At 45.9% G+C, this 13,536-nt stretch carries 12 protein-coding genes; 5 read left to right on the forward strand and 7 right to left on the reverse strand.

The window, feature by feature from the left end; all coding sequences use genetic code 11:
* Positions 1-37: 37 nt before the first annotated feature.
* The 7 genes from AAAA73_RS16595 to AAAA73_RS16625 form a co-directional block, all read right to left on the reverse strand.
* A complete protein-coding gene (locus tag AAAA73_RS16595) occupies positions 38-541 on the reverse strand; it encodes an OmpH family outer membrane protein (protein WP_340599614.1) in 504 nt (167 codons plus the stop codon).
* Positions 542-598: 57 nt separating this feature from the next.
* The gene (bamA, locus tag AAAA73_RS16600; protein ID WP_340599615.1) at positions 599-2,983 is read right to left on the reverse strand and encodes an outer membrane protein assembly factor BamA; all 2,385 of its coding nucleotides are present in this window, start codon (positions 2,981-2,983) and stop codon (positions 599-601) included.
* 190 nt (positions 2,984-3,173) lie between these two features.
* A complete protein-coding gene (locus tag AAAA73_RS16605) occupies positions 3,174-3,857 on the reverse strand; it encodes an ABC transporter ATP-binding protein (RefSeq protein WP_340599616.1) in 684 nt (227 codons plus the stop codon).
* Positions 3,850-5,082: an ABC transporter permease gene (locus AAAA73_RS16610; RefSeq protein WP_340599617.1), complete on the reverse strand. Its 1,233-nt coding sequence runs from the start codon at positions 5,080-5,082 to the stop codon at positions 3,850-3,852. Before AAAA73_RS16610 ends, AAAA73_RS16605 begins: the two co-directional genes overlap by 8 nt.
* Complete coding sequence (gene prfB, locus AAAA73_RS16615) at positions 5,079-6,131, reverse strand: peptide chain release factor 2 (protein WP_413583505.1); 1,053 nt, start codon at positions 6,129-6,131, stop codon at positions 5,079-5,081. Before prfB ends, AAAA73_RS16610 begins: the two co-directional genes overlap by 4 nt.
* A 149-nt stretch (positions 6,132-6,280) precedes the next feature.
* On the reverse strand, positions 6,281-6,727 hold the full coding sequence (gene ybeY / locus AAAA73_RS16620) for an rRNA maturation RNase YbeY (RefSeq protein ID WP_340599619.1): 447 nt from the start codon (positions 6,725-6,727) through the stop codon (positions 6,281-6,283).
* A 7-nt stretch (positions 6,728-6,734) separates the two neighbouring features.
* Positions 6,735-9,143 carry an HD family phosphohydrolase gene (locus AAAA73_RS16625; RefSeq protein ID WP_340599620.1) on the reverse strand — a complete coding sequence of 803 codons (2,409 nt, stop codon included), beginning with the start codon at positions 9,141-9,143 and terminating at the stop codon, positions 6,735-6,737.
* Positions 9,144-9,271: 128 nt separating this feature from the next.
* On the opposite strand from AAAA73_RS16625, the gene mazG reads away from it, so the two are divergent.
* The 5 genes from mazG to AAAA73_RS16650 all read left to right on the forward strand — a co-directional run bounded on the left by mazG (position 9,272) and on the right by AAAA73_RS16650 (position 13,535).
* Positions 9,272-10,072, forward strand: a complete 801-nt coding sequence (mazG, locus tag AAAA73_RS16630; protein WP_340599621.1) for a nucleoside triphosphate pyrophosphohydrolase — start codon at positions 9,272-9,274, stop codon at positions 10,070-10,072.
* A 529-nt stretch (positions 10,073-10,601) separates the two neighbouring features.
* The gene (locus AAAA73_RS16635) at positions 10,602-11,618 is read left to right on the forward strand and encodes a hypothetical protein (protein ID WP_340599622.1); all 1,017 of its coding nucleotides are present in this window, start codon (positions 10,602-10,604) and stop codon (positions 11,616-11,618) included.
* A gap of 15 nt (positions 11,619-11,633) precedes the next feature.
* On the forward strand, positions 11,634-12,254 hold the full coding sequence (locus tag AAAA73_RS16640) for a PilZ domain-containing protein (RefSeq protein WP_340599623.1): 621 nt from the start codon (positions 11,634-11,636) through the stop codon (positions 12,252-12,254).
* Positions 12,229-12,936 carry a MotA/TolQ/ExbB proton channel family protein gene (locus tag AAAA73_RS16645; protein WP_340599624.1) on the forward strand — a complete coding sequence of 236 codons (708 nt, stop codon included), beginning with the start codon at positions 12,229-12,231 and terminating at the stop codon, positions 12,934-12,936. The genes AAAA73_RS16640 and AAAA73_RS16645 overlap by 26 nt, the downstream gene beginning before the upstream one ends.
* Before the next feature lie 53 nt (positions 12,937-12,989).
* A complete protein-coding gene (locus tag AAAA73_RS16650) occupies positions 12,990-13,535 on the forward strand; it encodes an ExbD/TolR family protein (RefSeq protein ID WP_340599625.1) in 546 nt (181 codons plus the stop codon).
* The last annotated feature ends 1 nt before the right edge of the window (position 13,536 follow it).

Raw genomic sequence — 13,536 nt, forward strand, 5'->3', positions numbered from 1 at the left:
AAAAGGGACCTTTTTGAGGCCCCTTTGAGTTTTGAAACTATTTTTCTTTCTCGTAAGCCTTAATAACATCTTCTGTTAGATCAGAGTCTGGCGTGGAGTACAAAACCCCTTGGTTGTTTTCAAGAACCAAAGTGTAACCTTTGTCTTTTGCCAATTTGCCGATCACAGTTTTCATTTTGTTCAAAATAGGAGCTGTCAATTCACGCTCTTTCTTTTGGATTTCCATTTGGCTTTTACCTACGATATCACGGTATTTAAGCATTTCTTCCTGGAATTCAGCTTGTTTTTTACCAAGTGCTTCTTCAGAAAGAACTGATTTTTTCTTTTCAAGATCTTCGCCCATCTTTTTCAGATCAGCTTCTTTTTTCTCAAGATCTTTTTTCTTTTTGTTGAACTCTGTTTCAAGTTCAGCTTTTGCTTTTTTACCAGCAGAAGTTGCTTGAATAGCTTTTTGCATATCCACGAATCCAACTTTGCTGTCTGCCGCGTGAGCAGCTGCCGCCATCATAAATACAGTCGCTGCGATAATCATTTTTCTCATAAAAATTCCTCCCTAAAATTTTCTTCTCTTAAAAATAACTTAACTTAAACCACTAAATTAAAAACTTGGACCAATTGAGAACTCAAACACCGAAGCATCGTGGTAGTTCGGGTCACGATTCAATGGGAAGCCCCACTCAAATCTTAAGACCCCGATTGGTGAATACCAACGGATACCGAAACCCATGTCTGAAAAGAAGGTGTCGCCGCTCAAAACATCGTCTGCCGCACCAATATCAAAGAACGCGGCACCAAAGATACCCGCATCTTTCACCAATGGGAATTGCAACTCTGTCTGATACATGGCCTGTTGAGTACCACCGTAAAAACGCATGGCTTCAATATTGGCCTGATCCGGAGTCATACCTTCAGCAATACTTTCATTATATATCTTCTGCGAGAACTTCATTTTACCGACACGGTATGATCTGAAACCGCGCAACGAGTAGGGACCACCCAGTAAGTACAACTCATTGAATGGCACATCCTGGCCGTCAAGCCCATCAATGCGCGCGTACTGAAGATTATTTCTCCAAGTCACATCCCAGAAAACATTTTTAAAGAAGTTAAAGCGCGTGCTGGCACGGTTGTATTTCAACTGACCAAAGCCTGCGTACTCATAAGAAGCCGAAGCAAAGATACCTTTGGTCGGAGAGAAACGGTCATTTCTCGTATCGTACTCCACCGTTCCAGTTAACGAGATCGTTTCACCAGAAGCTGTCTCCAATGGGAACAAGTCCGTATCCGTAATAGGTGTTCCATCGGCATTATTTCGCGTCGTTAGATCAGACTTATCGTACTTTGCGCGCAAGAATCCACGAGTGAATTCTGCCAAAGGACGGCCCATTCTGACAGAGGCACCAGTGTGCTTCTCGTCGTAATCCAGACGGCCTGTATTGGTACTGCTGTAGATATCGCCACCCAACAACCACTCGGTGTCGTTAAAGTACGGCTCGGTGAAGGACAAGTTATAGAAACTGCCGGTACCACTTAGATTCAAGCTCGCACCCAAGTTCTGACCTTTACCCAGGAAGTTCGTTTGCTGAACTGAACCCTGCAAAGTGAAACCTTGTGATGTTCCGTAACCGGCACCCAATTGGATTTGCCCCGTATTACGTTCCTTAACGATGATATCAACATTCATAACATCCGTTTTTTCAGGATCCACGGATGTTTTAAAGTTCACGTCCTCAAAGAAGCCCAGACGCTGGATGCCCTCCATGGATTGACGACGGCGGGTTTCGTTGTACAACTCACCCTCACGCACCTTCAACTCACGACGAACAACCTTGTCACGGGTTTTGGTATTGCCGACAACATTGATTTTACCGAAGTAAACCTTCTGGCCCTTGTCGAACTCAAACACCAGGTCCATTTTGCGTTCTTTGTCGTTGGCCCGCGTGCGCGGGATAACGTTGGCAAAGGCATAACCCAGGTCACCATATTTCGCCGTCAACTCACTGATGTCCTTTTGCAGAACCTCATAGGAGAAAACGCCGTTTTCATCAAGTTTAATGGCATCGTACAATTCTGATTTCGGGAACAGAATGTCACCGGCGAAATCCACATCCCCAACAGAGTACTGCTCACCCTCCTCCACGTGGAAAGTGATGTAGATGTTTTTCTTATCCGGAGTCACTGTCACCTGCGGGCGGTCAATTTTTGCCTGCACGTAACCTTGATTGAAATAGATAAAACGCACGATTTGCGCATCACGATCAAAAGCCTCTTGCTTATACTGGCCGGAACCAGACATCGCAGAGAAATAACCACCCTCTTGCGTGATCATTTTACTTTTCAATTCAGTTTCTGAAATATTCTTAGCTCCAAGGAAAGTGATCTTACGAACTTTAACCTTGTCGTTTTCACGCACTTTGAAAACCAGACGAACAGTCTCATCTTTTGTGATGTCCTGAACTTCAGCATCCACGCGCGCCAGGAAGAAACCCTTGTCTTCGTAAAGCTTTTGAACTTTCTCAACAGCTTCTTTCACTTTGGACATATTCAAAAGCTGGTAAGCCTTGATACCCGTCGCCTCAGCGATATCTTCGGCTTTAATTTCGTTGTTGCCCTCGTAAGTGATCTCAGCGATGGAAGGTTTTTCCAAAACTTTGAAAGTCAAAACCGTTTCCTTGCCGGAAACCTGACGATCCACTTCGATATTGTTGAAATAACCCAAATTGAACAGAGCTTGAACATCGGCTCTGATTGCAGTGGCGTTGTACTCAACTCCCACTTTGGAGCTGATTTTGCTAAGAATCGCATCTTTTTCAATTTTGCGATTTCCCACAACTTCAATGGACTTGATAGTAAGACCTGAAGTCGCACTCTTAGGTTGCGCAACCGCTGTCCCATTTTTCTTGGGCGCTGCTTTTTTCTTGGGAGCCGCAATCGCCGTTGACGTTGCAGTCACTAATAACAAAGTAAACAGAAGCTTAATCAAAGTTCGAATTCTCCAACCGAGAGGGAACCCACAAAGAGTTCGTTTTTAAAAATCTTTTTCAAAAATCTCAAAGATTTCTCGATAGTTACCTTTTAAACTGTGAAATCGTAGCCCACTACCTAAGTCTAGTACACCAAAAACGACCACCCTGACGCGCTGAGCGGCAATGGTGGTTTTTCTGCAACTATTCTTAGACCCAGAGGCCGTCTTTCATTCTGTAAACTTTTGGGAATCTGGTCGCGAAAGTAAGATCATGCGTCACGATGACCAAGGCCAACTGCATCTCTTCTTTCAGACGGAAAAACAACTCTTGAATCTTTGCACTCGTGTTCGAGTCCAAATTTCCAGTGGGCTCGTCGGCGAAAAGAATTTTTGGATGACGAACTAAGGCACGTGCAATTGCGATGCGCTGCAACTCACCACCGGATAATTGATTCGGAAAGTGATTGGCGCGGTCAGCAAGTCCCATGAACTCAAGTAAGTGCAGCGCTTTTTCTTTTGCTGCTTTTGGAGACTCCCCTGCCACTCGACAAGGAATCATGACGTTTTCGACTGCATTAAATTCACTCAACAAATGATGGAACTGAAAAACGAAACCCATTTCGGCATTACGAAATTTGGAAATTTCGTCATCGTTCATTGCCAACAAATCACGACCTTCAAAGGTAACCTCACCACAGCTGGGACGATCCAGAGTACCCATGATTTGCAATAACGTACTTTTGCCGGCGCCGGAGGAGCCAAGAATCGCCAAAGCCTCACCGCCGTTGATATCCAAGCTCACGCCACGAAGAATTTCCAACTCTCCATTGCCACTGGGATAAGATTTGTGGATGTTTCTGACGGAAAGAAAATTACTAACGGGATTATTCATTTCGCAACCCTTCCATAGGATTCAAATTCGCACCACGACGAGCCGGCGCTAAAGTGGCGATAAAACAAATCAACATTGTTGCCACGCAAATAGCGATCGTATCCATAAAACGAATACTGATTTCGATGTTTTCCAGACGATAAACCGCCCCGGAAATCAGCCCCAGTCGCCCCTGAGCCCATACAAACAAGACACACAAAATAAGTCCCAGGATAAATCCACCGGCAAGACCGATAGCACCCAAGATCAGGCCTTGGAAGGTGAAGATCTTAATGACATCTTTGCGACTTAAACCCACAGTTTTTAAAATCGCGATATCTTTGAATCTCTGCACCACATTCACAAACAAAGTGGAGGAGATGTTAAATGCCGCCACAAAGATAATCACTGAAACCACAAAGAAGATGGCGGGACGCTGAATAGCCACTGCATCGAAAAGGTTTTCATTGGAATCACGCCAGTCACGAACCCAATACGGAGCCCCCAGGACCTGCGACAGATTGTAGCTGGCTTTTCGCGCATACTCGGCATCATCAAATTTCAACATCAAGCCGGTGTAACGATCACCGATGGCCGCCACTTCCTGGGCGACATTAAGATCAATCATGATAAAGCGTTCGTTCCACTCAAATTTGCCCAGCTCCACTACACCTTGCAATTTGAAGGTCCCGACTTTTCGTTTAAAATTGGATGGATCCGTCAGATCCGCAATCGGCAAAACCACGCGGAATTCATCGCCAATTTTTAGACCCATTTTTTTGGCCAAACCAGAACCAATCAGCGCCAATGGCACATCCGACGGCGCATTCAGATCCGCAGAACCCTCTTTCACCCGACTTTCCAAATTCAAAGTCTGATTCACGCGGTCTTTATCAATTCCTTCCAGCAAAACACCGGAAATCTGACCGTTATGAGCCATGATGCCTTCAACAAAAACAAAACGTGTGGAACTGACCAGGGACGGCTCCGCTTTGCGAATGCGCTCTTCCAATTCCTTCCAGTCATCCGGAAAACGCGAACGCTTTACCACCTGAACTGAACCAGAAACATCCGTCATTGCCGTCTGCAAAGTGGTTTCAAAGCCACTCATCACCGCCATAGAGACAACCAGTGAAGCCACCCCTAAAATCAAACCAAACAATGCCAATGGAGCCGAGCCCCCGAACATGGTTTTTTTTGAATTTAAAAGCTTCCATGAAATCCAGGCTAATGACGATCTATTCACGATGGTTTCACTTCCTGATTCACCTGTTCTTTCAGGTAAGCCATGATAAAGCCATCCAAATCACCATCCATCACATCATCCACCTGATTGGTTTCGAAGTCGGTACGGTGATCTTTGACCATCTGATAAGGGTGCATCACGTAAGAGCGAATTTGCGAACCCCACTCGTTTGCTTTCTTTTGGGAATTCATCGAGTCTTTTTCAGCGTTGCGCTTTTCAACTTCAATTTCGTAAAGTTTTGCCTTCAACATCTTCAAGGCTTTTTCCCGATTTTGAATCTGTGAACGTTCGATTTGGCAGGACACGATAACACCCGTCGGGATGTGAGTCATACGAACTGCGGAATCGGTTTTATTGACGTGCTGACCACCGGCCCCACTGGAGCGGTAGGTATCCACTTTCAAATCTTCGGGCCGAATTTCAATATTGATGTCATCATCCACCTCTGCCCAGGCGAAAACAGATGAAAACGAAGTATGCCTACGGGCATTCGAGTCAAAAGGCGAAATACGCACCAGTCGGTGCACCCCGGATTCGGCTTTCAAATAACCATAAGCATAAGGGCCTTCAATCAGAAGCGTGCAGGACTTGATTCCCGCTCCTTCGCCCTCGGTCATCTCGATAACTTGAACTTTATAACCGTGTTTATCGGCGTAGCGCGTGTACATGCGCAGAAGCATCTCAGCCCAGTCACAGGACTCAGTCCCACCAGCGCCGGAATTGATCGACAAGTAGGTGCTGTTACCATCAAGCTCGCCATTTAAGACTCGCTTCAGCTCCAGTTCCTCAGCTAACTTTTCCAGAGAGGAAACTTCGGCCTTCACCTCGACAAAGCTGTCTTCATCTGTGGCCTCGGTCGCCATCTCCAGCAACACAGAAGCATCACTCAAACGACTCGTAAAAGAATCAAACTCGCCCACGGCTTTATCCAGCAGGCTTTTTTCCTTGTTAAGCTTTTGCATTTCATCGGGCTTTCCCCACAACGCAGGGTTTTCCGCTTGAATTGCCAGCTCATCGAGGCGTTTTTTCTTTTTGTCTAAGTCAAAGATACCCCCGAAGCTCCTTGGCGAAGCTTTCGAGAGAACTGATACGTTTTTTAACGTCTGAAGATTCGGTTATGATCGACATTTAAATTCCCACTGCTAGTCCGCAGCATTAACAGCGGACCCAGCTATAGTTATAACTAAATGTCAGGGTGTCAAGTGGGGCTACGCAGCAATCGCTCAAAGATCGCATCTTGCAGATCGAACATCTCTTTGGCGTCTTTATCATTGGTTTCGTGATCGTATCCCAGGAGATGCAGCGTTCCGTGCAGCAACATGTATCCCAGCTCCTTTTGGAAACTGAGTTTGTGCTCCTTCGCTTGTTTTTTCAGCACTTCAGGGCACATCACAAGCTCACCAAAACTGCCTGGATCCATGGAGTCAAATGACAAAACATCCGTGGCATAGTCCTTTCCACGAAACTCCATATTGATCTTTTGTGCAGGTTTTTTATCCAGAAATACCAGAGTCAATTCACGACGTGATTTATCGGCATTGATCACTTTACGTTTCTTAAGCTCCACCACGACCGAGTCCATCCATTCCTGAATGAATTTGCGGGGCACGGAGTGCTTTGATTCGTTAATGATGAGTACCTGCATATTATCCTTATTTATTCACGGGAGTCGACTCCCCAAGCTGACCGCCGGCCGCACGAGGATAATCGATACGCTGATGGTATATACCCAAAAGAATACGAATGAAAGCGGCTTCAACTTTGGAAATATCTTTCAAGGTCAAATTACACTCATCCAACTGCCCGTCAGAGAACTTTCTTTGCACGATATTGCGAACAATGTTCTGCAAACGTGCCGGAGTCGGTTCATCCAACGAGCGCGCCGCCGCCTCAATGGAATCGGCCAGCATACACAAGGCGGCCTCACGAAACTGTGGCTTCGGACCTGGATAACGGAAATCCTGATCGCTGATCTCCGGATCCTCCTCTTTTTTCAAATCAAGGGCTTTGTTGTAGAAGTAAGAGATCAGGGTCGTACCGTGATGCTGAATAATACCATCAATGATCGGTTTACCCAGTTTATAAGTAACACCCATCTCCACGCCGTCTTTTACATGGGCAATCAGAAGCGTTTTACTCATGAACGGAGAAATATGATCGTGGGGGTTATTCCCCGGCTTTTGGTTCTCAATAAAGTAATTGGCGTGCTCCATTTTACCAATGTCATGGTAGTAGCACATAACTTTACCCAAGAGCGAATTCGCCTCGATCTCTTCGGCTGCCGCCTCCACCATGGATCCCACCATCATGGAGTGATGATAAGTCCCAGGCGCTTTTACGATCATGTCTTTCAAAAGCGGATGATTCAGATTGGAAAGTTCCAAAAGCTTAACGTCAGTGGTGTAGTTAAATGCCGACTCCAACATCGGGATAAACATCATCGCACACAGAGAACTCAGGATACCGCCAATAAAGCCCGCAGGAATGGCGAAAAGAATTTCGCGTGCAGCACCCTCTTGATCAAATCGGGTCATCGTCAGTACGAAGGCGATGACCAGGGCGTTCACCACACCCGTTCTGACGCCAGCAAAATAAATATCGTTACGGGTTTTACAATTAAAGACCCCACGAGCCGCTGCAATACCGCCGATCATACTAAAAAGCATCAGAGCGTAGTTGTAATCAACCATGATTCCCAAGCACAGCGACACGAAAGCGGTAAACAGCCAAACGATCTCGCCGGAAGTAATCAACAACCCCACCAGCATCGGGCCTGTCGCAATCGGGGCTGCATAAAGGAAGAATGTTGCTGGCAACAAATGTCCCAATTTTGATACGAAAGCCGCATCAACGATAAACAGATACACTTTCGTGAAAAGGACGGTGCCATAGGCAATCAGCATCATCACAACCAAGTCTTTGAACTCGACCCGAACCTGATTCAGTGTAAATCGCTTTAAATAAGAGAAAAAGACGATGATCGCCATGGACAGAACCAATGCCATCGCCAAGGCGGCAAGGTCTTTGCGTTTGTCAGACTGAATGGTTTCAATTTGTTTGATAACGGCCATGTGGAAAGGCTGAATCACCGATCCTTGGGCCACAATCACCTGATTCTTTTTGATGGTGATATTCACAGGAATGACTGCATCACGAGCCGCCTGTTTACGACTGGCCGTCTCCTGCTTGTTCAAAGTCAGATTCGGCACCAGCAATGATCTGGCGAAATAAAGTATATTCGCACGATCCCCTTCAGTGAACCGCTCCAAATCCTTACGGTCATCCAAATCAAAACGATCCGGGTCCTGAATATCCGTCACTTCGTTGCGACCAATGCTGAATTCACGTCCCAGATTGTTTCTGTGCACCACGCGCGCCACGATTGTCGTTTGCGCGGCTGGAATAAACCGATCCGGCGCCTCCGCGATCTTTTGTTCGTACCAATTTTCAAGGTTACGAATCATGACGGCTTCAATGCGCGCGCTGAACTTGTTGTCGATCAGCCACTCAAACATGAAATCAGAAACCGGGCTTCCCAGCTCTGATTCAAATTCCTTTTTGTATTTGAAGAAATCTTTCACCGCGCCACGGTAAGCCGAAGGCTGCTTGGGCCACGTCGTCTCCCGATAGTAATTCCGCATGGAACGGAAGGAGTGAATCAACCCCAACGACACCCGTTCAAAGACACTGGTGTCATAGTCATACACCACCGGAACCGCGTTCTCTGTTTTAAAACGTTTTTCCTCGGTGGTGACCTCATCCGTCATCTCAAAGGCTATAGGAGAAGCCACATCAAACTTGGCAATATCACCCACACTGAAATTATACGGAACTTCGAATTGATAGAAGATGGTGTAAGACAGAAGGACACAGTACAGGAAAATCATCGCCGCGCGACGAACAAACAAACGCTCTTCGAGCATGTGCAATGCACGACCAAAGAAAGTTTTCTCCAGGCCAATTGAATCCACCCAGTCCAAAAATTTTAGACTGTGATCTTCGTAATTCACCCGAGTCGCAGGACTCTCGCTTTTCTTGGAACCTTTTCCACGCTGAGGCATAGTATTAAGACTCTTGTCCTTATCCTGATAACGTCCAAATTAGCGTAACGCGAATTAACTTAATTGTCGAAATCACTCTGTGTTTGCGCTAAGATAGAGCCGATTCCATCAGAAAGTCGAGGCGCTGTATGGCAAAAACTCCAGCTGATTTACGTAATATTGAGTCCTTGGTCGAGATCGTCGCAAGCCTGCGTGGCCCTGATGGATGTCCATGGGACAAAGACCAGACTCATGAATCGCTCACACAATACGCAGTGGAGGAAACCTTTGAATTGGTGGAAGCCATTGAAACCAAAGGTCTGGAGCGCGACCAGAAGATGAAAGACGAGCTGGGTGACGTGCTTTTTCAAGTGCTTTTACATTCACAGCTCGCCTCAGAACGTGGAGCATTTACTCTGAATGATGTGATTGAAAATGTGGCAGAAAAATTGGTGCGCCGCCACCCTCACGTGTTTGGCGACGTGAAGGTTTCAAATTCCGCTGACGTGGTAAAAAACTGGGAAGAAATCAAAAAGCAGGAAAAGGGATCAGGCCCCGCCTATTCCTTGAATGTCCCCGCACTTCCCGCCTTGCAGCGCGCTTACAAAATAGGCAAACGCACCGAAAAGTTTAAATTCGACTGGGAGAACGTTGAAGGCGTGATGATGAAGGTCGAAGAGGAATTCGACGAACTGCGCGAGGCTCTGGATAACGACGTGGAATCGGAAATCGAACACGAACTGGGAGACGTTTTGTTTTCCCTGGCTCAGTTGGGCCGTCATTTGAAAATGGAACCGGAACAAGTTTTGCGCAAAGGCAATGCCCGCTTCGAGGAACGCTTCAACAAGATGGTGGAATTAGCCACTGCCGAAGGTGTCGACTGGGGTTTACTGACGACCGAGCAAAAAGAAAGCTATTGGTTGAAAGCGAAAGCACTGCTGAAGAAATAAAAAGCAGGACACTCGTTGCCACAAACTTCCGTCATTGAAAAGCACCCCACAGAAATTTAATGATTCTGTTAGACAAAATAGTTGAAACGAAATTTCTGTCGAACTGTTTTTCTTTTTCAAATAGTGACACCGCCGGGATTCACAAGGCCAGTGCGGGGTTCATAGCCATTTCCACGCAAATTCTTGCGCACACTTCGCACATCTGCGCAGAAGCTTGCCGAAAAATAGCTCAAATATTTCGTCTAAAAGTTCTCCAATTTCTGAGAAGTTCTTAAAAAAACACAGACTTAGCGCCAATTTCTTACAGGTATTTCCAGCAAAACGTCCATAATGTTGACGACTGAAAATTATTTTTTCTGTGCTTCAACACTCCACCTCGTATGATTTCAATGGGTTAGTGCGCCTCATTCTGAAACCGATTTTGAATAAAAAAACAAAATCGCTAGGTTGGGGCCAATTTCAGTTTTCGCTGTAATTAAACGAAACTGAATCCATCACGAACATGGTGGGGCTCAGGAGGGCAAACCGTATGATCAATCAAATCGCTCGCAAATCAGTAGTAGTTGCTTCAGCAATTTCAATGCTTGCTGGTTGCGGTAAAAGCGGAGGTTCTTACTCGACCCTCGCTGACGCTGATTCTTATAAGCAGGAAGCTGCCTACGTTCCGAAAAAGATCGACATCCTTTGGATCATTGATAATTCCGGCTCCATGCAATCCTCACAAAAAAACCTGGCTGACAACTTCAAGTCGTTCATTCAACGCTTCCAAAGCAACAACAATGACTTCCGTATGGCAGTTGGAACAACAGACGCGTATAAAAGCTCAACCTTGGCGCGCCTTAGAAACAATGCCGGTTACTATGTGATGGATAAAAATACTCCGAACCTTGAAACTGTTTTCGTAAATACTATTAAACAAGGTATCAATGGTTCTGGTGACGAGCGCGCATTCCAAAGTATGAAGGACGTATTGGCTTTGCCAGCGAACTCTACATTCCGTCGCCCTGATGCATTCTTGGCAGTCATCATTGTATCTGACGAAGAGGACTTCTCTCACTCAGGTTCAATCTCAACTATCAATGAAAGCTATACGAATCCAAATCTGTATACCGTACAAAGCTTTATCGATTGGATGGACGCATACACTGGTGGCATCGCCAGCGGCAGAAACTACTCGATTTCAAATATTGCAATTCAAGATGAGACTTGCCGCAAATCTCTAGGTTCTGACAAGTTCCCAAAACGCTACCACGAGATCACACAGAAAACTGCCGGTATTAACGGTGACCTGTGTGCGGACTTCGGTCAAACACTGGAAATCATCTCTGACTCTATCGCCCAACTTTCATCTTCGTTTAAGCTGACTCGTGAGCCAATCCCTGAATCCATCGTGGTTACAGTGAATGGCAGCATCGTGGCTCGTGATTCTGTAAACGGCTGGACTTATGATGCAACAACTATGACTATCACTTTCCACGGTTCCGCAATTCCGGCAGCTAGTGCAGATGTGAAAATCAACTTCGATCCAAAATCGATCAAGATCTAAGAAAAGGATTGTATAATGGGTGGGGAACAATCTACAGCAGCGAATCTTGAGCAATGGTATATCCTTCGTGGGGACATGAAATACGGTCCCTACGAATATCGCTCGATGATCTCGATGATCCAAAATGCAGAGCTTCAGGATTATAACTATGCCTGGGCTCCGCACCTTGAAAACTGGACACTCGTTGGCGAGCTTCCAGAGTTTTCGAAAGACCGTCTGGCTCGTTTGATCCAAACCAAGGATCATTTGTCAGGGGCTTTCATTGAAAGAAAATTTCCGCGTAAAGATTTGAAAACTCCAATTTACGCTCACAACGATCAATCGTTCTTTGATGGGAACACATTGAGCGTCAGTGAGAACGGAGCACTGGTCCTTTTGAATGACCCGCTCCTGTACCTTGGTCAAAAAATCATGATGCATTTCAGGGTTTCTGAAAACAATCCTGTAGCATTTAATGTTCTTTGCGAAATTGTCCGAAAGAACTATTCGAAACAACGTTTAAACGTAAAATCCGGTCTGCACTATGCTGTTCGTTTCCTCCAGGTGCCAGAGACTGGTTCGACACAATTAACTAAATGGTCTCGCGGTGGCGGTTCCAAGGAGGAAACAAATGGCATTCTTAAAGTTCATGAATGAGTCTGGCGTCGTAGGCTGGCTGATTCTTCTAACCGGTATCGGTGCTCTGGTATTGATCGCTGAGCGCGCGAAAATGCTCTACAAAGAGTACGGTATGAATGTCGATGAGTTTATGGGCAAGGTCCAAACTCTGGTATTGGCTAAAAAACATGACGAAGCACTTCTGCTTTGCGCACAACTTGAGAAAAAACCTCTGGCTGCTGCTTTCAAAACGATCCTTGAAAAAGCTGATCGTGATGACGACACTATTTTCCAGGCTCACGACATCGCTTTGTCTGAAAACGTTCCTTTGTATACAAAACGCCTGCACTACCTTTCCATGCTTGCCAACGTTGCAACATTGATGGGTCTTTTGGGTACAATCCACGGTCTGATCCTGTCGTTCCAAGCGGTTGCGGCAGCTGACCCGGCGTTGAAACAACAACTTCTTGCTCAAGGTATCTCCGTATCCATGTATACGACGGCTTTGGGTCTGGCAGTTGCGATTCCAGCGATGGTATTCTTCTCTATCCTGACTTCCCGTCAAAACGAATTGATGGAAGATATGATGGAAAAATGCGGTAAGTTGACAGAGTTGTTGACGAGCGCACACATTCCAAATCTTTCCCGTCAAAACGTTTTCCCAGACCAGGTTGCTGCTCCAGCAGTGACTCCACCGTCTGCTCCCGGCAAGGCTTCTTAATTGAAGCCTTCGGGCGTTCCTAAGGTGTGAATTAATTTTTATTGGGTGGGTATATGAGACGCGCAAGAAAAATCAAAATCAATCATAATACAGAGTTCGATCTGGACTTGGCGCCACTGCTTGCCGTGATGGTAAAACTGGTACCGGTTCTGTTGCTCTCATCTGCATTCGTGCAGATGATGGTGATCGAAACTGAATTGCCGCAAGTCGTTTCCGAGGCGATTCAACGTAATGATGAAAAAGACAAACCAACAATCGTCGAATTGGAAGTTGACTCCAAAGTCGGTTTCACAATCATTGTGAATAAGGCTGGCAAAGAAAGCACTGTTTCAGTTCCGTTGAAAGACGGCAACCTGGACCTGCCTGCTTTGCACCAAAAACTGGTTGAAGTTAAACAAGCCAATCCTGAAGTTTTCAAAATCGAATTGAGTCCGGACTCCAAGGTTGCTTACAACGTCATCGTCAAGGTGATGGATGAAGCCCGTCAGTCCAGAGATTCAAAGATCACATTCCCCGTGTTTGATACCAAACAGGGCAAAAATGTGGACACCAAATACATGTTCCCAGAGGTTGTCTTTGCGAACATGATGGAGGGCTAGA

The organism is Bdellovibrio sp. GT3 (assembly GCF_037996765.1).
In the GTDB taxonomy this organism is placed as follows: Bacteria; Bdellovibrionota; Bdellovibrionia; order Bdellovibrionales; family Bdellovibrionaceae; genus Bdellovibrio.

Excerpts from the sequence above, each read along its gene's own strand:
- AAAA73_RS16640 (WP_340599623.1), top strand. The coding sequence starts at position 11,634 with ATGGGTGGGGAACAATCTACAGCAGCGAATCTTGAGCAATGGTATATC.
- AAAA73_RS16625 (WP_340599620.1), bottom strand. The coding sequence starts at position 9,143 with ATGCCTCAGCGTGGAAAAGGTTCCAAGAAAAGCGAGAGTCCTGCGACT.
- mazG (WP_340599621.1), top strand. The coding sequence starts at position 9,272 with ATGGCAAAAACTCCAGCTGATTTACGTAATATTGAGTCCTTGGTCGAG.
- AAAA73_RS16650 (WP_340599625.1), top strand. The coding sequence starts at position 12,990 with ATGAGACGCGCAAGAAAAATCAAAATCAATCATAATACAGAGTTCGAT.
- AAAA73_RS16595 (WP_340599614.1), bottom strand. The coding sequence starts at position 541 with ATGAGAAAAATGATTATCGCAGCGACTGTATTTATGATGGCGGCAGCT.
- ybeY (WP_340599619.1), bottom strand. The coding sequence starts at position 6,727 with ATGCAGGTACTCATCATTAACGAATCAAAGCACTCCGTGCCCCGCAAA.
- AAAA73_RS16645 (WP_340599624.1), top strand. The coding sequence starts at position 12,229 with ATGGCATTCTTAAAGTTCATGAATGAGTCTGGCGTCGTAGGCTGGCTG.
- AAAA73_RS16635 (WP_340599622.1), top strand. The coding sequence starts at position 10,602 with ATGATCAATCAAATCGCTCGCAAATCAGTAGTAGTTGCTTCAGCAATT.
- AAAA73_RS16605 (WP_340599616.1), bottom strand. The coding sequence starts at position 3,857 with ATGAATAATCCCGTTAGTAATTTTCTTTCCGTCAGAAACATCCACAAA.